Raw genomic sequence first — 19475 nt, forward strand, 5'->3', positions numbered from 1 at the left:
TTATGAAAAAATATATCTTTTTACTTTTTGTTTTGACAAATTTTTTGGCTCACAGTCAATTTGGTGGTATGCGAAATCAACGCCAAAGACAAATGCCACAAACGCCTAGAGAGGCACCAAAACCGAATTATCAGGTAGAAAAATATTTGGGAATAGTGGTTTATGATATTGAAAAAGCAATGAAGAAATCTGGTGTAAAAACTTCATCTGATGTTGGTAAGCAATTCTCATCAACCTTAAAAAAATACAATAGTAAAATTAGAGATATTAGAAGAATTAATAGTTTTACCTTAAAAAGTACCAAAGAAATGGTAGAAAATTTTCAGGTAACAGTACAAAAAACAGGCGATTACTCTGATAAAACTAAAATTGATAAAATAATGGTTGACAATTTAAAACCTATCTCTGAAACCCTGAAAACAGAAGATATTGCTTTAGATAAAAAAATACGATCTTTATTGTCTGATAAACAATACAAAAAATGGATTAAGTATAATAAAAAACTATATAAAATTTTTCCTAATCCAAAAAAATAGATAAAAAATAAATGTAAAACCCGAGTGTAAATAACTCGGGTTTTTTATGCTTTAACGTAACATTTTGTAAAAAAAGCGTCTTATTCATATGCGTACTTAAATTCAGTATCTTTACAATAACTCAATTATTAATATTTAATTTAAAACATATTTATGAATCCTACTTTTATTATTTTTATAGTACTAGGTGCAGTAGTTCTTTTTGCTGCATTCTTTATGGTAAAGCAACAAACTGCAGCCATTGTAGAACGCTTTGGTAGATTTCAAAGCATTCGTCATTCTGGGTTACAAATGAAAATTCCTTTAGTGGATAGGATTGCTGGTAAAGTAACCTTAAAAATTCAACAATTAGATGTAATTATAGAAACAAAAACATTAGATGATGTATTTGTAAAACTTAAAGTATCTGTACAATACAAAGTAATTAGAGAAAAAGTATATGATGCGTTTTATAAATTAGATTATCCACATGATCAAATTACTTCTTTTGTTTTTGATGTGGTTAGAGCAGAAGTTCCTAAAATGAAATTAGATGATGTTTTTGTTAAAAAAGATGACATTGCTATTGCTGTAAAAAGAGAACTACAAGAATATATGACAGAATATGGATATGACATCATTAAAACGTTAGTAACAGACATAGATCCAGATGCACAAGTTAAGGCAGCTATGAACAGAATTAATGCTGCAGATAGAGAAAAAACGGCTGCACAATTTGAAGGTGATGCCCAGCGTATTTTAATTGTAGAACGTGCAAAAGCTGAAGCAGAAAGTAAACGTTTACAAGGCCAAGGAATTGCAGATCAAAGAAGAGAAATTGCACGTGGTTTAGAAGAATCTGTAGAAGTATTGAATAAAGTAGGTATTAATAGCCAAGAGGCTTCTGCACTAATTGTAGTTACCCAGCATTACGATACCTTACAATCTATAGGACAAGAAACCAATAGTAACTTAATTTTACTACCAAACTCTCCACAAGCTGGTAGCCAAATGTTAAATGATATGGTTGCGAGTTTTACAGCTAGTAACCAAATTGGTGAGGCCATGAAAAACACAAAAAATAAAAAGAAATTAGAATAATTTTTCGTTTTGCTATTTTTTAAAAACTTTATCTTCTTTTATGCCCTATAAATAGCGCATAAAAGAAGATTTTTTTTAATATTGCCATTGTGTTTTAATCCTTTTAATCTGAGTTAAAAAATTGCTTTTAGAATTCAAAAACTGGATAAATTCTCCTTATTTTTTTATAAGTTCCAACAAACTAAATCTGTTAATTAGTTTTGGAACAGGCGGATTTATCTTCTTATTTTTGTATGTTTTTCAACCTTTTGAACTAGAAAAATTACAGAATAACTTACTTTTATATACGGCTGGTTTTGGTGTTATAACCTTTAGTATTCAGTGTATATTCTTTATAATTTTACCTTATTTATTCAGAGATTTTTTTAATAGCGATTATTGGACTGTTGGTAAAAATATAATTTTCTTTCTTACATTTATATCAACTATTACCATTACCAATTGGTTTTACAATTCTTTGGTACAAAATAGTAGTACTATTGCCCTTTTATCACTACAATCATTCATCTTTTACACGTTTTCTATTGCCATAATTCCAATTGCAATATTTACCTATTTAAGTGAAAAATTTTATCGGAATAAAAGAGAAAATATATCCGATGAAATCATGAAAACTAAAGTGGTTTATGAAACCATTGAACAAAATAAAAACGTTACTCTTTATGCACAAAATACTAAAGACAGTATTACTTTTAACCTAAGTAAATTGGTGTATATTTCATCTCAAAGTAATTATGCAAGTATATTTTTAACCGCTAAAACTGGGTTAAAAGAATGTATTATTAGAAATACTCTTACTGCATTAGAAGTACAACTTAAAGATTATACTACTATAAAACGTTGTCATAAATCTTATATTATTCACACTACATTTATGGATTCTATTTCTGGTAATGCCAGAGGATATTATTTAAAATCTAAACTTGTTTCTATAAATATACCTATTTCTAGACGTTTTAAAAAAAGCCAAATTGTAAATTTTATTAAGTAAATTCATTATTTTTAAGCTATGAAAAGAATAATCAACTGGCTGAATACGCCCTATTATTTCAACCCATCTCTATTATTTAAAGTAAAAACAAGCCTAACTCTAGGTACTTTTGTATTCATTTTTTTATACGTTTTTAAACCATTTTCATTAACTAGTTTTGGTAATTATTTATTAGAATATACAGCTGCTATTGGTATTTTTGGTTCATTAGCTTCTTTCTTGGTACTTTTTATACCTCCATTATTACTGCCTGATTATTTTAATGAAGATAAATGGACAATAGGTAAAAATCTACTACTTATTTTTATAGCATTTGTTTTTATTGGCTTTGTTTTATGGTATGCCACAGGTATTTATAAAGACAAGAAAGAATTAGAAAGAATAAGCCTACCTACTTTTATGTACTATACATTTTTAGTTGGTGCTATTCCTGTTTTTTTTTCCATTTATATTAATGAAAAAAATTTAAGTAGAAAAAGGAAAAAGAGAGTTAAAGAAATAAAGAATTATAAAGAGAAAAAGAGACTAGAAAAAGAGAAAGTTTTTACGTCTGATATCACTATTTATTCTGATAATAAAAAAGAGAATATCTGTTTTCATATTAAAGATTTAGTATACATTACTTCGCAAGGAAACTATGCTAGTTTTTTTATAAAAAAAGAAGATGATACCCTACAGGAAAGAATTCTAAGAGTTACGCTAACCAAAATAGAAAAAGAATTAGAAGGTTTTACAAAAGTAATTCGTTGCCATAAATCTTATATTATAAATACTAATTATGTTAACGATATTAGTGGAAATGCAAGAGGTTATTTGTTAGAATCTGATATAATAGAGTTTCAAATTCCGGTATCAAGGAGTTTTAGTAAGCAATCTTTGATGAGTTTTTTAGACTAAAAAGCTTCCCATTTATCCCAAAAATGCCAAAAAGCTTCCCATTTGCAACATTTTTCAGGTTTTATGAACATATCTTCTTTTAGTATTTAAGTAATCTATATATTTGGAATATATTAAATTAAAATATTGGGGGATTTTTTTAATTTAAAACAAAAAGCTCTGTTTGCGTTGCAAACAGAGCTTTACATTTAATAAAAATAATATATTATTTCTTCTCTTCTAACTTATCTTCATTTTCGTCTTTAGAGGCCTTTTTAAACTCTTTTATTCCACCACCTAAACCTTTCATTAACTCAGGAATTTTTTTACCTCCAAATAGTAATAAAATAGCAATGGCAATAATTAACCACGATCCTCCACTTGGCATTCCTAATAAAAATATATTTAAAGTATTCATTTGTTCTAATATTTAGTATTACAAAGATATAAAAAAGGTTTGTATTAATCTCTTTTTTGAATGATACCTCCTACTACTTTCTTGTCTTTTAACACTTCAGGGTTACCTTTGTAAAAAATTGATCCTCCAAAACTTACTTTTGCATTTAACGTTTCGCCAGCCAAAATTTCTGCTTTTGCACCAGTACCAGCATTAACAGATGAGTTGGCTTTTGCTTTTAAATCAAAACCATTATAAATTCCGTATAAATCTACATCTACAGTTTGGTTTTTTGCTTTACCAGATAATTTTATAATTCCACCAGAAATTGCCTTTACTTCTAAATGCTTTACATTCACTACCATGTTAATAAAGGCTCTCTCTTGAGATTTTACCTCTAATTTGTCTTGTTGTATTTCTTTACCTGTAATAGTTGCTCCTTCATTTCCATCAATAACATCAATATTATTGGTGTAATATAATTTTACCAAAACTTCTCCATTGGCCAAATTATTTTCTGGTTTTAGAGAAAAAGGTAACGAAATTTTTAAGGTATTGTTTACATTTTTAATTTTTACAATTTCAGATTTTTTTCCTGTAATTTCTAGTTTTGGTTCTGTAGAATTTATCAACTCTAACTCAATACCATTGTATACTTTTAAAATAGAAAAATCCCCTAAATTTTTTGTAATTTTACTTTGAGATATTATAGATAAACTACTGAATAATAGAAATATGTAAACTATTTTTTTCATAATTATAATTTTATGTAATATTTAAATCAAATTTTATACCAATATAAAACGAACAGATTTAAATTTTGTTATTTGCTTGTTATTTTTTTACACAAACATTACGTTACATAGTAATATTTGTACCTATTAATATTGTTTAAAATATATTATACAACTTCATTTTTAATATTGGCAAAGAAAGAAATTTTTAGATAACCTGTAAAGATTTCTAGAAGCAATTTTTCTTGTGATTTTAAAATTTTTAAAGCACATTAATTGGTTTTAGAAGGGTTAAATATCGTTGTATTTTATATCTTCTTGTTGTATTTTAATTTTATTTTTTTTTTAAGAAATTGTCTTTAAAAAATCGTTCAGAAATATAAACCAGTATTATTATGTAAAGTAGGAAGTCGATTTTAACATACTATTCCAACAAACTATCATCTCATCAACATTAATTATATACTAAGTAATTATACTTTATTTTAAACTTCTGAAACTTTAACAGCAGTTCCTGTAATAGAAACCAATAAAGTTGCAGAATTAGCTAAAGGTTCTACATCTACTTTGATTCCTACAACTGCGTTTGCGTTTAATTTTGTAGCATTTTCTTTCAAATTTTGAAAAGCTTTTTCTTTAATACTCTCTAAGGCTAAAGAGTATTTTTCATAATATTTAGACATGCTAAACATATCTTTAAAAGACATCTTTGTACCATTTGTAGTATAACTAGAATCGTAAGCTGTACCAGTTACAATACCTAAATAATCTACTATTTTAAAGTTTTCGATGTTGTTTGTTGTTGTTAATATCATTGTTAATTTTTTATAATATGATGTTACTTTAAGCGAAATAAAAGATTCTGAAATAAATTCAGGATTAGTCTTCGACTAAATTAAAATCTAAATGTTTGCGTTCTAAATCGGTCTTTTTTACTTGTACTTTTACATCATCACCCAATTGATACATGTGTTTGGTAGATTGCCCAACTACTGCATATTGGTCTTCATCAAAAATATAATAATCGCTTTTTATATCTCTAATTCTAACCATTCCTTCACATTTGTTTTTAGTAATTTCTACATAAACACCCCATTCTGTAACCCCAGTAATTACACCATCAAAAATTTCATCTTTGTGATCTTGCATGTATTTTACTTGCATGTATTTTATGGAATCTCGTTCTGCTTTACTGGCTAATTCTTCACGTTTAGAAGAATGTTTACACTTTTCTTCATAAACATCTTGTTTTGCACTGTTTCCACTATCTAAATAATGTTGCAGTAATCTATGAGTCATTACATCTGGATAACGCCTTATAGGCGATGTAAAGTGGCTGTAATAATCAAAAGCCAAACCATAATGACCAATATTTTGAGTGGTATAGACAGCTTTAGACATTGTTCTAATAGTTAAGGTTTCAATCATATTCGATTCTGCCTTACCATGCACATCACTTAACAATTTATTTAAGGAATCTGAAGTAGATTCTCTAGTATTTGTATCAATTTTATATCCAAATTTACTAATGATATTTTGTAAAGATGCTAATTTTTCAACATCGGGTTCATCATGCACTCTATAAATAAAGGTTTTGTTAGATGGCTTCCCTCCTTTTGCTTTTCCAATAAATTCAGCTACTTTTCTATTGGCTAATAGCATAAATTCTTCAATTAACTTATTAGCGTCTTTTGCTTCTTTAAAATATACACCAACTGGATCTGCTTCCTCATTTAAATTGAACTTTACTTCTACCCTATCAAAAGAAATGGCACCTTGTTTCATGCGCTTTTTTCTCAAAATTTTTGCCAGTTTATCTAATTTTAGGGTTGCTTCTACAATTTCTGGAGCTACTTCATATTCAGCATCAATAATAGAGGTTTCCAATGGCATTGTATAAGATTGAATATCATCAGAAAGTTTACAATTTTCTATTATACTTTGGGCTTCTTCATACGCAAAACGTTGATCTGAATACGTAACTGTTCTACCAAACCATTGATTGACAATTTGAGCTTTTTCATTGATTTCAAAAACCGCAGAAAAGGTTAATTTTTCTTCATTAGGTCGTAAAGAACATACACCATTACTCAACATTTCTGGCAACATGGGCACTACTCTATCCACTAAATATACTGATGTAGCTCTATCATAAGCCTCTTTATCTAAGATAGTATCTTGTTGTAAATAATGAGAAACATCAGCAATATGAATCCCTATTTCATAATTGCCATTTTCCAATTTTTTAAATGATAAAGCATCATCAAAATCTTTTGCATCTTTTGGATCTATAGTAAACGTTAAATCGCCTCTCATATCTCTACGTTTGGAAATTTCATCTTTTGTAATTTCTATAGGCAATGCTTGTGCCTCCTCCTCTACTTCTGTTGGAAACTCATAAGGTAAATCATATTCTAATAAAATAGAATGCATTTCTGTATTATGATCTCCTGGTTTTCCTAAAACCTTAGCTATTTTTCCAAATGGATTTTTAGATTTCTCTGGCCAATCTGTAATAGTTGCTTGTACTTTATCACCATGTTCAGCACCATTGAGTTTGTTTTGTGATATAAAAATATCGGCATACATTTTATTACTATCTGGTAATACAAAACCAAAATTTTTGCTCATTTGTAACACCCCTACAAATTCGGTTTTTGCACGTTCTAAAACCTCAACTACATCTGCTTCTAATTTGTTAGATCTTCTTTTTTTATACACATATGCTCTAACAATATCGCCCTGTAAACCTTTACCTAAATTGATATTTGGTACAAAAATATCATGTTCATAATCATCAGATATAAAATACCCATTTCCATTAGAAGTAATATCTAAAGTACCTAAAGAGTATTTTCTATCTTCATTAATTTGGTATTTTCCTCTTTCTACTTCTTTAATTTTTTTGGTAGCAGTTAACTCTGCTAACTTCTTTAAAACTTGGGTTTTACCATCGGTATCAACAATGCCTAATTTACCAGCAATTTGTTTATAGTTGTAAAATTTATCGCTGTTTTCATTTAAAATTTTAAATATATTTCTTGTCAAGTCTTTAATAACTCTACCTTTCTTTTTATATATTTTTTTCTTCTTTCTTGTCATTAATTTGTTCTTCTATTATTTGGATTACCAAAATACGATTATTTAAGTTTTGTTATGATTAATTAACTGTTATCAATCGATTTTGTACATTGGTACACCTTTATTATTTATTTATGTCTCAATTCGTTACTACAAGTGATGAAAATTCTTGGTTTATTATTGCAAATCCTACATCTGGAAAAGGAAATTTTTCTAAAAATTGGAAGTTGATTGAACAATTTTTAAACGCAAAATACATCAAGTATTCTTATGCTTTTACACAATTCTCTAAACATGAAATTGAACTGGTAGAAAATGCCATTCAAAACGGTTTTAGAAACTTTATAACTGTAGGTGGAGATGGTACACTACATCATGTAGTCAACGGAATTATGATGCAAAGATATGTAAAATCTTCGGATATAACTATTGGGGTAATTCCTCTAGGTACAGGAAACGACTGGATTAAAACTTATAACATTCCTTTAAACATTAAAAAATCTATTGAAATTATACTACAAAATAAAACAGTTTTACAAGATATTGGTGTGTTACAAACTAAAAATACGCCCCTAACCTACTTTAACAATGTGGCTGGTTTAGGATATGATGGTTATATTGTACATAAATTAAATACCTTAAAAAAATTTGGTGCAATTTCTTATTTATTAGCCGGAATTTATGGTTTGTTCTTTTACAAAAAATCAATCTTTACGATTTATTGTAATGATATTCTTTTGAGAGAAAAATGTTTAATGACTGTAATTGGGCTTTGTAAGTTTTCTGGTGGTGGTATGCAGTTTACTAAAAATGTAAATCCCTCTGATGGTTATTTTGATATCAGTATTGTAAAAAATTTTAGTTTTTTAGAAGTGCTATTTAATTTACCAAAATTGTATTCTGGTAAAATAGTACATCATAAAAAAGTAGCCACTTACAAAACCAAAGAAATAAGCATAGTTCCTAAAAATTTAACATCTTTTATACAAGCTGATGGTGAGTTGATTGGAACTGGAAAAATCACAGCTAAAATTATTACAAAAGCCATTCGATTTGTGGTAAAATAAACGAATTCTCAAAATTCTCATTTTTAAAAGGGATGAATTCTACCAAATAATTTTTAAGGGTTTATTACTTGATTTTAAAAATTAAGATTTCATTATCTTAAAAAAATCTTAAAATTTTTGTAACGTTTGCTAAAATAATACGTCTTTATAGTAAGAGAATCAACTTTTTAGGATGAAAAATCTACGTAAAATTATCGCTTTATTCGCATTTATATTTCTTTTAGGTATTTATTTGACTATTAGAACTGTAAATACTTCTTTGAATAAAACGGAAACTCCTAGAGAAACTGTTATAATTGAAAAAGACAGTATCAATTCTTTAACCGCTGAGAAAAAAATTAAAACGGTATAACAACTCTTTTTTTCTCTTTTAATTGTATTTTTCTAAAAATCATTTAAAAGTTTAAATTAACAGTTATCAACATTCTATATTATAATTATTTTTCTTTTATAAAATTTTAAAAAACAATGATGTTTATAATAGTATGTGAATAGCTACAGTAAAAAATGATTCGTTTGTTTGATTTTATCACTTATTAAAAAACATTGACAACTTATGAGTAATTTAAAGTATTAAAAATCAATTAGATTTTATAGTTATTAACAAAAGTTATAAACAGCTATTCACTAATTAATATTAATAATTTACAACCCTATTTATGTAAACAAATTGTAAATTTTATGTTGATAAACTTTTATCAAAAAGTCATAATTAAATTTGCATATATCAACAACGCTACTGTATTGTAATAATAATTAGAATCACCAAAAAAAGTTTCGAGTTTTTAATGAGAACTTCTTAACATTTAGGTAAAGTTGTTAATTGCTTTAAAAATAAGCAGTTATTAAAAATTGATAAAATAACATTGTTTATAACTGTTGATAACTGCTATTTTATATATTTTTGTTGATGTAACTACTTGTCATTCCGATTGAAGCGATAGCAAAACAGAGATTTCTCTATAAAGTCGAAATGACAAACTAAACTAATTTATTATGACAATTGCCATTGGTAACGATCACGCAGGTACCGAATACAAGTTCGAAATTATAAAACATTTAGAAAATAAAGGGTATAAAGTTTTAAACTTTGGAACAGATACTAATGATTCTATGGATTATCCAGATGCCATTCACCCAACTGCAGCTGCTGTTGAAACAGGAAAAGCAACATTAGGCATAATTTTATGTGGATCTGGAAATGGTGCACAAATGACTGCCAATAAACACCAAGGTATTAGAGCTGCCTTATGTTGGAATAATGAATTGGTTGCATTAACAAGACAACATAATAATGCTAATGTATTAACCATTCCTGCTCGTTTTGTGTCTTTACAACAAGCATTAGGTTTTGTAGATATTTTTCTTACTACAGAGTTTGAAGGTGGAAGACATCAAAATAGGGTTGGTAAAATTTCTTGTTAATTTTTTCGATTATTGCGAGTTTACGAAGCAATGTCATGATATACAGATTACTTTATTCGTTCCTCATTCGTAATGACGCTCATTATCATTAATTATGAACTTCATCATAAAATCCTTCCAAGAATTAACAATTATAGAATTGTATCAAATACTACAAATCCGTTCTGAAGTATTTGTTGTAGAGCAAGATTGTGTGTATCAAGATGTAGATTTTAAAGATCAAAAAGCAATACACGTTTTTGGTTATAAAAACGACAAAATTATAGCTTATACTCGTATTTTTAAACCAGGAGATTATTTTAAAAATGCTAGTATTGGTAGAGTAGTAGTTGCTAAAAACGAACGTAAGTTTGGTTACGGACATCAAATTATGATTACTTCTATTACAGCAATAAAAAATTATTTTAAGGTTGATAAAATTACCATATCTGCTCAAAAATATTTAAAGAAATTTTACGAATCACACCAATTTAAACAAATAGGAGAGGAGTATTTAGAAGATGGTATACCACATATTAGAATGGATAGAGATTAGTTTTTATCATCCTTTTTAGTCATTTTATAAATCAAATAACCAAAGCCAACTACAAAGTGTAAAATAATAATTGCAGCAACAATATAAATAGTAGTATTAGAGTTATTCATAAGTCAAAATTAAAAGAATTAAGTAATTTTTTTTGTAATATAAGTTACACAAAACCATCAACCTCTATAACTTTTCCAACCTCTAAATTTCTCAATTTTATATCTCCAATTCTAACACGAATTAAGCGTAAAGTTGGGTAACCTACAGCAGCAGTCATTTTACGTACTTGTCTAAATTTTCCTTCTCTAACAATAACAGAAACCCAACTTGTTGGGCCATGTCTTTCATCTCGAATTTTTTGACTTCTTAACGGAAATTTTGGATCATCAATTGCAAATGCTTTACAAGGTTTGGTCGTATATTTTTTACCTTCAAAACCAATTTCTACCCCATTTTTTAATTTTTCAATAGCTTCTTTAGTGATCATTCCATCAACTTGTACAAAGTATTCTTTTTCAAATTTATTACTTCTAATTTCTTGAGATATTTTTCCATCCGTAGTTAAAAAAAGAATTCCTTCAGAGGCATAATCTAAACGTCCAATTGCCATAGTTCCCTCAGGAAAATCATACAATTCTCCTAGCAATTTTTTCTTCCTTTTTGTTTGATTATTAATAAATTGCGATAAAAATCCCCAAGGTTTATGAATAATAAAATGACGATGTTGTGGCATTACAACTAAATTATTTTTAGAGCTACAGAAAAGGTGTTTTTTCCTTTTGATAAACGCATATTATCTTCAGAAAATTTTTGGTTAGTATACGATGTATATTGTGTAATTGGCTCAATGCAAACCATATTATTTACTTCTGTCCAAAGCATAAAATTATCAAAGCCTTCTGTGGTTATTTCTAAATCGTTTTTATCTGTATTTTTTAAGACGATTTTATTAGAGTTTAAAACCGGAAACGCATTAGATCCCACTTTATAAACATCGTCTAAATCATATATTTTATCATTAGCAATAAAGGTTTCTTTACCTGTATTTGATAACAAAAATGCAGGATGATATCCTAACATAAAAGGCATATTTTCATCAGATGTAATAATAAAATCGATGGTTAAAACATCGTTTTTTAATCTAAAACATTTTTCAAAAGTAAAATCAAAAGGCCAATGTAAAAACTCCTCAGTAGATTTTTCTGGAAATTTACTATTCTTAACAGCAGTATTTTTAATGTATTTTTTGATAAATTTAGCAGAATTTTCATCCGAAGAAATTAACGAATATTCCATTTCTCGCAACAAACCATGCTGATCTTGAATGGCATCACCATTTTTAGTATGTACTCTAAAATTATTTTTAGAAGTTGGGCCTATTACAGGAAACATTTCATCATCAGATTTTCGCCAACCTTTATTACCTTTTTGATGAATGTATTCTACATTATTATTTATAAAACTTACCAATTCTCCATTTTCAACGGCAGCTGAAGAATTTAAATTACCAATTAAAATTTTAGTTTTCATTGCTTTAAATTTTTGTAAAAATACCATAAAATTGAAATTAAAACATTAGGAAAATACTGTTTGTTTTTTGTAACTTGTGCAACCGTTAAAAAAGGTATTTAGAAAAGATTTATGGCAGTAGATAAAGATAAAGCAGCAAAACTAAAAGCATTACAACTTACTTTAGATAAGTTAGATAAAACGTATGGTAAAGGTTCTGTAATGAAATTGGGTGATGTAGTAACCGAAGATGTAGATGCTATTTCTTCTGGCTCTTTAGGGTTAGATTTGGCCTTAGGTGTTGGCGGTTATCCAAGAGGAAGAGTAATTGAAATTTACGGACCAGAATCTTCTGGTAAAACAACCTTAACTATTCATGCAATTGCAGAAGCCCAAAAAGCAGGTGGTATTGCAGCTTTTATTGATGCAGAACATGCATTTGATAAATTTTATGCAGAAAATTTAGGGGTAGATATAGATAATTTAATTATTTCTCAACCCGATCATGGAGAGCAAGCGTTAGAAATTGCAGATAATTTAATAAGATCTGGTGCAATAGATATTGTTGTAATTGACTCTGTTGCAGCATTAACACCAAAATCTGAGATTGAAGGTGAAATGGGTGACTCTAAAATGGGTTTGCATGCACGTTTAATGAGTCAGGCATTACGTAAACTAACTGGTACCATTTCTAAAACAAATTGTACAGTTATCTTTATCAACCAATTAAGAGAAAAAATTGGGGTTATGTTTGGTAACCCAGAAACAACAACTGGTGGTAATGCCTTAAAGTTTTATGCTTCTGTACGTTTAGATATTCGTAGAAGAACGCAAATAAAAGACGGAGACAGAGTTATTGGTAACAGTACCAAAGTAAAAGTGGTAAAAAATAAAGTTGCGCCACCATTTCAAATTGCAGAATTTGATATTATGTATGGGCAAGGAATATCTAAAGTTGGTGAGGTTTTAGATATTGGTGTAGAGTTAGGTATTGTAAAGAAAAGTGGTTCTTGGTTTAGTTATGGAGAAACCAAACTAGGACAAGGTAGAGATACCGTAAAAGGATTGATAAAAGATAATCCAGAATTAATGGATGAGTTAGAAAGTAAAATAAAAGAAGCTATTGAAAATCAAGATTAAGTATTAAAAGTTCTAACTATTATTAAACTGCTATTGGAGTAATCAACCAATAGCAGTTTTTTGTTTTATAATAATGATTCAGGTATCAAAAAATATACAATTACAAGAAATTTCTATTTCAGACGATGAAATTTTACTTCAGTTGATGAAAGATATTTATCCAGTAGCTTATCATCATTTTTGGAAAGATGCAGGACAGTGGTATATCACTACTCAATATGCAAAAGAAAATATTGAAAAAGAATTATCTCAACACAATGCTAACTATTATTTTATACTTTATAATGATAAAATTGTTGGCAATTTTAGAGTAATTTGGGATGAAAAATTAGATGGATTAGAAGGAAAAAAACAAGTAAAACTGCACAGAATTTATCTACATCAAAAAATACAAGGAAAAGGAGTTGGAAAAACACTATTACTTTGGCTAGAGAAAACAGCCAAAGAAAAAGGGTATTCTATAATTTGGTTAGACGCAATGGATGAGCAACCTCAAGCTTTTCAATTTTATAAAAAATTAGGTTATCGTTATCATTCTCATTGTTTTTTACCTTTTGAATTATTACACAATCAGGTAAGAAAAATGAGTCAGGTTTATAAAAAATTACCTTAAATTATTCTTCAGAAATTACTTTTACCAACCATAAAAGTAAATAAGCACCAAGACCAAATCCACCTATTAATGCAGCCAAAACAAAGAAAATTCTAAAATTCTTTGCAGTAAATTTTGTTTTTGTAGCTAACCAATCACATACTCCTAAAATCATAATTTATCTTTTTTAATGTTATACTCCAGTACTTCCAAACCCCCCTGAACCACGCTCAGTTTCGTTTAAAACTTCTACCTCATTCCAATTAATACGTTCGTGTTTAGCAATGACTAATTGTGCAATGCGTTCACCATCGTTTACCACAAAATTGTCATTAGATAAATTTACTAAAATTACCCCAATTTCACCTCTATAATCAGCATCTACAGTACCAGGGCTGTTTAAAACCGTAATTCCTTTTTTAGCAGCTAAACCACTTCTTGGCCTTACTTGAGCTTCAAAACCCACAGGCAATGCAATGTATAAACCTGTTTTAATAATGGCTCTTTCTAAAGGCTTTAAAACCACAGGTTCGTTTAAATTTGCTCTTAAATCCATTCCTGCAGCACCTTCAGTTTCATAATTTGGTGTTGCGTGTTTTGATTTATTTATAATTTGTACGTTCATTGTTTTATAGTATATAAAAAAGTAATTACCTCTAAAAATTCAGATTTCCAAAAAGATTCTGTGTGTTTTCCATCAATAACTATTTTTGTTTTTAAATTTTGATTTGCAAAGCCAGTCTCTAACAATAATTTTGCTATTTTTTGGGTATCAGGTACCATAGAATCACCTTCTTTGTCTCCAACCAGTAAATAGATTTTTGTGTTTTGAAGATTTCCATTTTCTTTAGTAAAATTATAAATTTTATCAGAAAACCAAAAAGACGTAGAAAGCGCACCAATTTTACCAAAAACATCAGGATATTTTAAACCTCCATAAAAAGAGATAAAACCGCCTAAAGAACTCCCCATAATTGCAGTGTGTTTGGCATCAGTTTTAGTTCTATAATTTGCATCAATATAGGGTTTGAGTTCTTTTACTAAAAAATCGATATAAATAGTACCTTTTCCACCTCCATATTTTGGGTGTTTAAAAGGTGTATATTCTTCAATTCTTTTTGCTCCACCATTTTCAACACCAACCACAATAAAGCTTTTTCTTGTTTTATTGTAGAGATTATTTAAGGTTTCATCAACACCCCATTCACCAATAAAAGAAGTGGCATCATCAAATAAATTTTGTGCATCATGCATATAAATTACAGGATACTTTTCTGTAGAAGAATTATAATTTGGAGGTAAATACAACCAAACTTTATGAGAAATATCATTCAATTCTTTAATTACAAACTGCTTTTTTAAAATATGAACATTATTTGTTTTAGTAGATTTTTTTACGGCAGTTAATGGTATTTCTATCTTTTTCTTAGTAGCTGTAGCAGTACAAGAAAATAATAAAAAAAGTACACAAAAAAGTAAAATATAAACTTTCATAAAGTTAGCTAGTACTTTTACAAATATAATAATTGAAACAAGCTTTCATCAAAAGAGTTTAGTTTTCTTACTTTTGAAGCCAAAATAGAGTAAAATGGATAAACATCAGAAAATAGCAGTTTTTGGAGGTGGAAGTTGGGCAACTGCCATTGTAAAAATGTTAATGGAAAATTTAGATACTATTGGTTGGTATTTAAGAGATGAGCAAGCTATAGAACATATTATTGAAAACGATCATAACCCTAACTATTTACGATCTGCAGAATTAGATGCATCTTTATTAGATTTATCAAGCGATATTAACAAAATAGTTGCTAATTATGATGTATTAATTTTTGCAATACCATCTGCTTTTTTAACTGCTGAACTTAATAAGTTAAATGTTTCTTTAGATAATAAAATAATTTTTTCTGCAATTAAAGGTATTGTTCCAGAAACAGGTTTAATAGTTGGTGAACATTTTAATCAAAAATTTAATATTCCATTACAAAATATTGGGGTAATTACTGGCCCATGCCATGCAGAAGAAGTTGCTATGGAACGTTTATCTTACTTAACAATTGCCTGTATTGATGAACAAAAAGCACAAAATATGGCAGATGCACTGCAAAGTTGGTACATTAATGTTAAAATTTCTGATGATATTATTGGTACAGAATATGCAGCAATGTTAAAAAATATATACGCTGTTGCAGCAGGTATTGCACATGGTTTGGGTTATGGAGATAATTTTCAATCGGTATTGATGAGCAATGCCATTCGCGAAATGAAACGTTTTATTAAAAAAGTACATAAAATGAAACGAAATATTAATAACTCTGCCTATTTAGGCGATTTATTAGTAACAGGTTATTCTACTTTTAGTAGAAATAGAATGTTTGGTAATATGATTGGTAAAGGTTATACTGTAAGATCTGCACAGCACGAAATGAGTATGATTGCAGAAGGGTATTATGCTACAAAAAGTGCGTATAAAATAACCCTTGAAAATGGTGCAAAAACACCAATTATTAAAACTGTATACGACATTTTGTACGACAACAAAAATCCTAAAAAAGAATTTAAAAAATTAACCAATAAATTAGATTAATTTTTAAATAAAAGTTTAAGATATCTTAAAATTGTCCATCCAAACTTGTTTAGAAATTTAAATAAATAAGAGCTAAAGTTTAGATTTTATATAAACTTGTATTTACTGTGTAAATTCTATAATTACTGATGAGATATCAAATAATTGTTTATTTTTGAACAATTATTTATATTTTTAAACTTTTAACATGAAAACAATACAGGAAGTTGTAGAAAGTACCATTAGAAAAACTCCTTTTGTTGAAGAAGCACTGAATGAAAAATTAATCAATGTTTCTTCTTTAGCCAGAATTATTTTACCAGAAGTATCTACAATTTTAAAAAAAGACGTAAAAGTAGGTGCTGTAATGATGGCAATTAATAGACTTTCACCTGCAAGTGAATTGCGTATCAGAAAAAATATAAAACGCTTGGCCTTAGATTTGGGTGATGTAATTGTACGCTCAGATTTATGCGATTTTACGTTTAAAAATACACCATCTTTATTAAAAGAAATTGCAAAAATATTAACTAAATCAGCAGAAAATTCTGATTACTTTTTAACAGTTTCTCAAGGTATTTTTGAAACCAATATTGTTACCAGTAAGAATTTAAGACCTTATGTAGAAGAAATTTTCGAGCAAGAAACACTAACACATAGTATGTTAGAGTTGGCTTCTATCACTATAAAATTACCCGTTGAAAATTTAGAACAATCAGGAATTTATTACTTTATTTTAAAACAATTGGCTTGGGCAGATATTCCTTTACAAGAAATCATCTCAACAACAAATGAAATGACAATTGTAGTGAAAGAACAAGATATTAACCAAACTTTTGCCATTTTAATGGATATGAAATTGAGTTAATTTTCTGATTAATATTTAATAAACATCTTTGATAATGGCCAAACAAGACCCTTATGCTGCATTAAGAATAAGAGAGTTTAATATTTTTTTATTTGTTAGATTTCTCTTAGTCTTTGGTTGGTCTATGCAATTTATTGTGATTGAATGGCAAGTATATTCGATAACAAAAGATCCGCTTTCTTTAGGAATCATTGGATTAATGGAAATTATTCCTGCGTTTTCTATGGCTTTATTTGCGGGTCATATTGTAGATCAAAAAGAAAAACGGAATTTATTAGCATTATGTACAGCTGCATTTTCATTCATTAGTTTAGGCTTATATTTACTAACATCTGAAACAATAATTGCAGATTGGAGCACAAATTCTGTGTTGTATTGTATATATGCTTTGGTGTTTTTTGGTGGTTTTTTGCGTTCTTTTTTTGGGCCTACAATATTTTCTTTAGTGGCGCTTTTAGTACCTAAAAAAATATATCATAATGCTGCAACATGGAGCACAAGTACTTGGAAAACAGCTTCAGTTACAGGAGCACTGTGTGGAGGTTTTTTAATTGGTTTAATTAATGTTGATAACACATTATTACTTGTTTTTATCCTAGTAATATTGTCTTTAGTTTTTACTTTTTTTATCAAAAAGAAACCTATTCTTAATAAAAAAATAGGCGAACCTGTTACAGAAAGTTTAAAAGCAGGGGTAAAATTTGTATTTAAAAATAAGGCAATTTTAGGAGCTTTAACTTTAGATATGATTGCTGTTTTATTTGGTGGTACTGTAGCTATTTTATCTGTTTTTGCGCAAGATATTTTAAAAGTTGGGCCAGAAGGTTTTGGCCTTTTAAATGCGTCGATTTCTATTGGTAGTATAGTAACTATGTTGTTAACTACTTATATACCAATAAACAAAAGTACTGGTAAAAAAATGTTAGTTTCTGTTTTTGTGTTTGGCTTAAGTATTATTGCTTTTGGTTTGTCTTCAATTTTTTGGGTTAGTTTATTAGCTTTATTTGTTAGTGGTGCTGCAGATGGTATTTCTATGGTAATTAGGCAAACCATTTTACAATTAAAAACACCTGATGATATGCGTGGAAGAGTATCTTCTGTAAACTCTATGTTTGTAGGTTCGTCTAACGAATTAGGAGCTTTTGAAAGTGGCTTAGCAGCAAAATTGGTTGGCCCAGTAGCTGCAGTTGTTTTTGGGGGTACTATGACTATTTTAACTGTAGTAACAACAGGAGTTGTAAGTCCAACAATTAGAAATTTAGATTTAACTAAAGATATTGAAGAAAATGAAAAAGAGGAAAATTAAAAGGATGGTAAGGTTTTAAAATTACCCAAACTTAAGGTCCAATCATAACTTTTAAAATCTATATTTTTGGGTTTTTCCGGAGTTATTTTGTATTCGAAAAGAATTTTCTTAGCGCCACATAATCCTCCAAAATCGCCACGAAACCAAGAAAAAAGTGCCACAGCATTAGCAGTTTTAGTATCTTGATTGTAAGAGGTTTGTTCCTTTAAATAGGTTGTGGTCATAAAATCAAATTGCTTATCTAAATTTTTGGCATCATAAATGGCAATTGGTGGGCAACTTTTTGCACCACAGTTCAAGGCAAAATGTATTCTCCAATCAATATCGTTATCAATACGCAACTTGCGTTCCCATTTTTGGCGGAACCATTTTCTAAGATAACCTAAGCTAATTTTCATTCTAGATTTTCTAAGGATTCCATGTTCAATATCATCAAAAGACAAAATTTCACCAGCAATTTCAACTCGTTTTTTTCCAAAAAAAGCACTTCTATTTTCATATTCTTTCGGATTTTCTGTTAATGAAATTTGAATAAAAGCATTATAAATATTTACCCAAAATGCAATTTTTTGATTATCTGTTTGTAGTTCAGTAACTAAATCTTTTAAAGTACTTTTACTTAAAATTTGTACTTTTTTACTGTAAGGCTTTTTATCGATAATATTCTCTAGTAAATCTTGGGCAACATCACTATAAATGATAGAATTTTGAGCATGTAAACCAAAAGTTGATAAAAAAAATAAGGTATATAAAAACGGTTTCATATAAAAATTCGTATGTTTAA

Annotated in this window: 22 protein-coding genes; 12 read left to right on the top strand and 10 right to left on the bottom strand. The window is 28.3% G+C overall.

Translation table 11 applies throughout. The features are described 5' to 3' along the window. Positions 1-2: 2 nt before the first annotated feature. The 4 genes from SJY27_RS10935 to SJY27_RS10950 all read left to right on the top strand — a co-directional run bounded on the left by SJY27_RS10935 (position 3) and on the right by SJY27_RS10950 (position 3504). Complete coding sequence (locus SJY27_RS10935) at positions 3-536, top strand: hypothetical protein (RefSeq protein ID WP_397444876.1); 534 nt, start codon at positions 3-5, stop codon at positions 534-536. Between the two features lie 153 nt (positions 537-689). Continuing rightward, the gene (locus SJY27_RS10940) at positions 690-1616 is read left to right on the top strand and encodes an SPFH domain-containing protein (protein ID WP_397444877.1); all 927 of its coding nucleotides are present in this window, start codon (positions 690-692) and stop codon (positions 1614-1616) included. A 121-nt stretch (positions 1617-1737) separates the two neighbouring features. After that, positions 1738-2607 carry a LytTR family transcriptional regulator DNA-binding domain-containing protein gene (locus SJY27_RS10945; RefSeq protein ID WP_397444878.1) on the top strand — a complete coding sequence of 290 codons (870 nt, stop codon included), beginning with the start codon at positions 1738-1740 and terminating at the stop codon, positions 2605-2607. Positions 2608-2625: 18 nt separating this feature from the next. Continuing rightward, positions 2626-3504, top strand: coding sequence for a LytTR family transcriptional regulator DNA-binding domain-containing protein (locus SJY27_RS10950; protein WP_397444879.1), 879 nt, complete (start codon positions 2626-2628; stop codon positions 3502-3504). Between the two features lie 205 nt (positions 3505-3709). Here SJY27_RS10950 and tatA read toward each other — a convergent pair whose 3' ends face one another. From tatA to rnr, 4 genes are all read right to left on the bottom strand, one after another. Continuing rightward, entirely contained in the window at positions 3710-3901 is a 192-nt protein-coding gene (gene tatA / locus SJY27_RS10955; protein ID WP_397444880.1) for a twin-arginine translocase TatA/TatE family subunit, read from the bottom strand. 44 nt (positions 3902-3945) lie between these two features. Then, the gene (locus SJY27_RS10960; RefSeq protein WP_397444881.1) at positions 3946-4635 is read right to left on the bottom strand and encodes a head GIN domain-containing protein; all 690 of its coding nucleotides are present in this window, start codon (positions 4633-4635) and stop codon (positions 3946-3948) included. Between the two features lie 464 nt (positions 4636-5099). Beyond that, positions 5100-5429 carry a heavy metal-binding domain-containing protein gene (locus SJY27_RS10965; RefSeq protein WP_397444882.1) on the bottom strand — a complete coding sequence of 110 codons (330 nt, stop codon included), beginning with the start codon at positions 5427-5429 and terminating at the stop codon, positions 5100-5102. A gap of 64 nt (positions 5430-5493) precedes the next feature. Beyond that, positions 5494-7716, bottom strand: a complete 2223-nt coding sequence (gene rnr, locus SJY27_RS10970) for a ribonuclease R (RefSeq protein WP_397444883.1) — start codon at positions 7714-7716, stop codon at positions 5494-5496. Positions 7717-7829: 113 nt separating this feature from the next. On the opposite strand from rnr, the gene SJY27_RS10975 reads away from it, so the two are divergent. The 3 genes from SJY27_RS10975 (at position 7830) to SJY27_RS10985 (ending at position 10722) form a co-directional block, all read left to right on the top strand. Next, positions 7830-8762 carry a diacylglycerol/lipid kinase family protein gene (locus tag SJY27_RS10975; RefSeq protein ID WP_397444884.1) on the top strand — a complete coding sequence of 311 codons (933 nt, stop codon included), beginning with the start codon at positions 7830-7832 and terminating at the stop codon, positions 8760-8762. Positions 8763-9758: 996 nt separating this feature from the next. Further along, on the top strand, positions 9759-10187 hold the full coding sequence (gene rpiB / locus SJY27_RS10980) for a ribose 5-phosphate isomerase B (RefSeq protein WP_397444885.1): 429 nt from the start codon (positions 9759-9761) through the stop codon (positions 10185-10187). 94 nt (positions 10188-10281) lie between these two features. Then, the gene (locus SJY27_RS10985; protein ID WP_397444886.1) at positions 10282-10722 is read left to right on the top strand and encodes a GNAT family N-acetyltransferase; all 441 of its coding nucleotides are present in this window, start codon (positions 10282-10284) and stop codon (positions 10720-10722) included. A 154-nt stretch (positions 10723-10876) separates the two neighbouring features. On the opposite strand, the gene SJY27_RS10990 is transcribed toward SJY27_RS10985, so the two are convergent. Both SJY27_RS10990 and SJY27_RS10995 read right to left on the bottom strand, forming a co-directional pair. Beyond that, on the bottom strand, positions 10877-11446 hold the full coding sequence (locus SJY27_RS10990; protein ID WP_397444887.1) for a pseudouridine synthase: 570 nt from the start codon (positions 11444-11446) through the stop codon (positions 10877-10879). A 5-nt stretch (positions 11447-11451) separates the two neighbouring features. Continuing rightward, positions 11452-12243 carry an aldose 1-epimerase gene (locus SJY27_RS10995; RefSeq protein ID WP_397444888.1) on the bottom strand — a complete coding sequence of 264 codons (792 nt, stop codon included), beginning with the start codon at positions 12241-12243 and terminating at the stop codon, positions 11452-11454. 111 nt (positions 12244-12354) lie between these two features. Between SJY27_RS10995 and recA the strand changes: the two genes are divergently transcribed. Both recA and SJY27_RS11005 read left to right on the top strand, forming a co-directional pair. Continuing rightward, positions 12355-13362 (top strand): recombinase RecA, encoded by a 1008-nt coding sequence (recA, locus tag SJY27_RS11000; RefSeq protein ID WP_397444889.1) that lies wholly within the window; start codon positions 12355-12357, stop codon positions 13360-13362. 73 nt (positions 13363-13435) lie between these two features. Then, positions 13436-13975, top strand: coding sequence for a GNAT family N-acetyltransferase (locus SJY27_RS11005; RefSeq protein WP_397444890.1), 540 nt, complete (start codon positions 13436-13438; stop codon positions 13973-13975). 1 nt (position 13976) lies between these two features. Here the strand turns inward: SJY27_RS11005 and SJY27_RS11010 are convergent, their stop codons facing one another. The 3 genes from SJY27_RS11010 to SJY27_RS11020 are packed head-to-tail and all read right to left on the bottom strand — an operon-like array spanning position 13977 to position 15448. Next, on the bottom strand, positions 13977-14129 hold the full coding sequence (locus SJY27_RS11010; RefSeq protein WP_397444891.1) for a PspC domain-containing protein: 153 nt from the start codon (positions 14127-14129) through the stop codon (positions 13977-13979). Between the two features lie 18 nt (positions 14130-14147). Then, positions 14148-14579, bottom strand: coding sequence for a dUTP diphosphatase (gene dut / locus SJY27_RS11015; RefSeq protein WP_397444892.1), 432 nt, complete (start codon positions 14577-14579; stop codon positions 14148-14150). Further along, positions 14576-15448: an alpha/beta hydrolase gene (locus SJY27_RS11020; RefSeq protein WP_397444893.1), complete on the bottom strand. Its 873-nt coding sequence runs from the start codon at positions 15446-15448 to the stop codon at positions 14576-14578. Before SJY27_RS11020 ends, dut begins: the two co-directional genes overlap by 4 nt. A gap of 94 nt (positions 15449-15542) precedes the next feature. On the opposite strand from SJY27_RS11020, the gene SJY27_RS11025 reads away from it, so the two are divergent. The 3 genes from SJY27_RS11025 (at position 15543) to SJY27_RS11035 (ending at position 18691) form a co-directional block, all read left to right on the top strand. Continuing rightward, positions 15543-16538 (top strand): NAD(P)H-dependent glycerol-3-phosphate dehydrogenase, encoded by a 996-nt coding sequence (locus SJY27_RS11025; protein ID WP_397444894.1) that lies wholly within the window; start codon positions 15543-15545, stop codon positions 16536-16538. Positions 16539-16725: 187 nt separating this feature from the next. Next, a complete protein-coding gene (locus SJY27_RS11030; protein ID WP_397444895.1) occupies positions 16726-17385 on the top strand; it encodes a hypothetical protein in 660 nt (219 codons plus the stop codon). A 34-nt stretch (positions 17386-17419) separates the two neighbouring features. Next, positions 17420-18691: an MFS transporter gene (locus tag SJY27_RS11035; RefSeq protein ID WP_397444896.1), complete on the top strand. Its 1272-nt coding sequence runs from the start codon at positions 17420-17422 to the stop codon at positions 18689-18691. On the opposite strand, the gene SJY27_RS11040 is transcribed toward SJY27_RS11035, so the two are convergent. Further along, positions 18688-19455, bottom strand: a complete 768-nt coding sequence (locus SJY27_RS11040) for a DUF547 domain-containing protein (protein WP_397444897.1) — start codon at positions 19453-19455, stop codon at positions 18688-18690. The two genes, SJY27_RS11035 and SJY27_RS11040, sit on opposite strands and share 4 nt — an antisense overlap. Between the last annotated feature and the right edge of the window lie 20 nt (positions 19456-19475).

It is taken from the genome of Polaribacter sp. R77954, assembly GCF_044595335.1.
In the GTDB taxonomy this organism is placed as follows: domain Bacteria; phylum Bacteroidota; class Bacteroidia; order Flavobacteriales; family Flavobacteriaceae; genus Polaribacter.

Bases quoted from the DNA above. Each gene is read 5' to 3' on its own strand.
- SJY27_RS10940 (WP_397444877.1), top strand. From the start codon at position 690: ATGAATCCTACTTTTATTATTTTTATAGTACTAGGTGCAGTAGTTCTT.
- SJY27_RS11010 (WP_397444891.1), bottom strand. From the start codon at position 14,129: ATGATTTTAGGAGTATGTGATTGGTTAGCTACAAAAACAAAATTTACT.
- SJY27_RS11040 (WP_397444897.1), bottom strand. From the start codon at position 19,455: ATGAAACCGTTTTTATATACCTTATTTTTTTTATCAACTTTTGGTTTA.
- SJY27_RS11030 (WP_397444895.1), top strand. From the start codon at position 16,726: ATGAAAACAATACAGGAAGTTGTAGAAAGTACCATTAGAAAAACTCCT.
- SJY27_RS10975 (WP_397444884.1), top strand. From the start codon at position 7,830: ATGTCTCAATTCGTTACTACAAGTGATGAAAATTCTTGGTTTATTATT.
- SJY27_RS11020 (WP_397444893.1), bottom strand. From the start codon at position 15,448: ATGAAAGTTTATATTTTACTTTTTTGTGTACTTTTTTTATTATTTTCT.
- tatA (WP_397444880.1), bottom strand. From the start codon at position 3,901: ATGAATACTTTAAATATATTTTTATTAGGAATGCCAAGTGGAGGATCG.
- SJY27_RS11005 (WP_397444890.1), top strand. From the start codon at position 13,436: ATGATTCAGGTATCAAAAAATATACAATTACAAGAAATTTCTATTTCA.
- recA (WP_397444889.1), top strand. From the start codon at position 12,355: ATGGCAGTAGATAAAGATAAAGCAGCAAAACTAAAAGCATTACAACTT.
- SJY27_RS10960 (WP_397444881.1), bottom strand. From the start codon at position 4,635: ATGAAAAAAATAGTTTACATATTTCTATTATTCAGTAGTTTATCTATA.
- rnr (WP_397444883.1), bottom strand. From the start codon at position 7,716: ATGACAAGAAAGAAGAAAAAAATATATAAAAAGAAAGGTAGAGTTATT.
- SJY27_RS11035 (WP_397444896.1), top strand. From the start codon at position 17,420: ATGGCCAAACAAGACCCTTATGCTGCATTAAGAATAAGAGAGTTTAAT.
- SJY27_RS10995 (WP_397444888.1), bottom strand. From the start codon at position 12,243: ATGAAAACTAAAATTTTAATTGGTAATTTAAATTCTTCAGCTGCCGTT.
- dut (WP_397444892.1), bottom strand. From the start codon at position 14,579: ATGAACGTACAAATTATAAATAAATCAAAACACGCAACACCAAATTAT.
- SJY27_RS10950 (WP_397444879.1), top strand. From the start codon at position 2,626: ATGAAAAGAATAATCAACTGGCTGAATACGCCCTATTATTTCAACCCA.
- SJY27_RS10965 (WP_397444882.1), bottom strand. From the start codon at position 5,429: ATGATATTAACAACAACAAACAACATCGAAAACTTTAAAATAGTAGAT.
- SJY27_RS10985 (WP_397444886.1), top strand. From the start codon at position 10,282: ATGAACTTCATCATAAAATCCTTCCAAGAATTAACAATTATAGAATTG.
- rpiB (WP_397444885.1), top strand. From the start codon at position 9,759: ATGACAATTGCCATTGGTAACGATCACGCAGGTACCGAATACAAGTTC.
- SJY27_RS10990 (WP_397444887.1), bottom strand. From the start codon at position 11,446: ATGCCACAACATCGTCATTTTATTATTCATAAACCTTGGGGATTTTTA.
- SJY27_RS10935 (WP_397444876.1), top strand. From the start codon at position 3: ATGAAAAAATATATCTTTTTACTTTTTGTTTTGACAAATTTTTTGGCT.
- SJY27_RS11025 (WP_397444894.1), top strand. From the start codon at position 15,543: ATGGATAAACATCAGAAAATAGCAGTTTTTGGAGGTGGAAGTTGGGCA.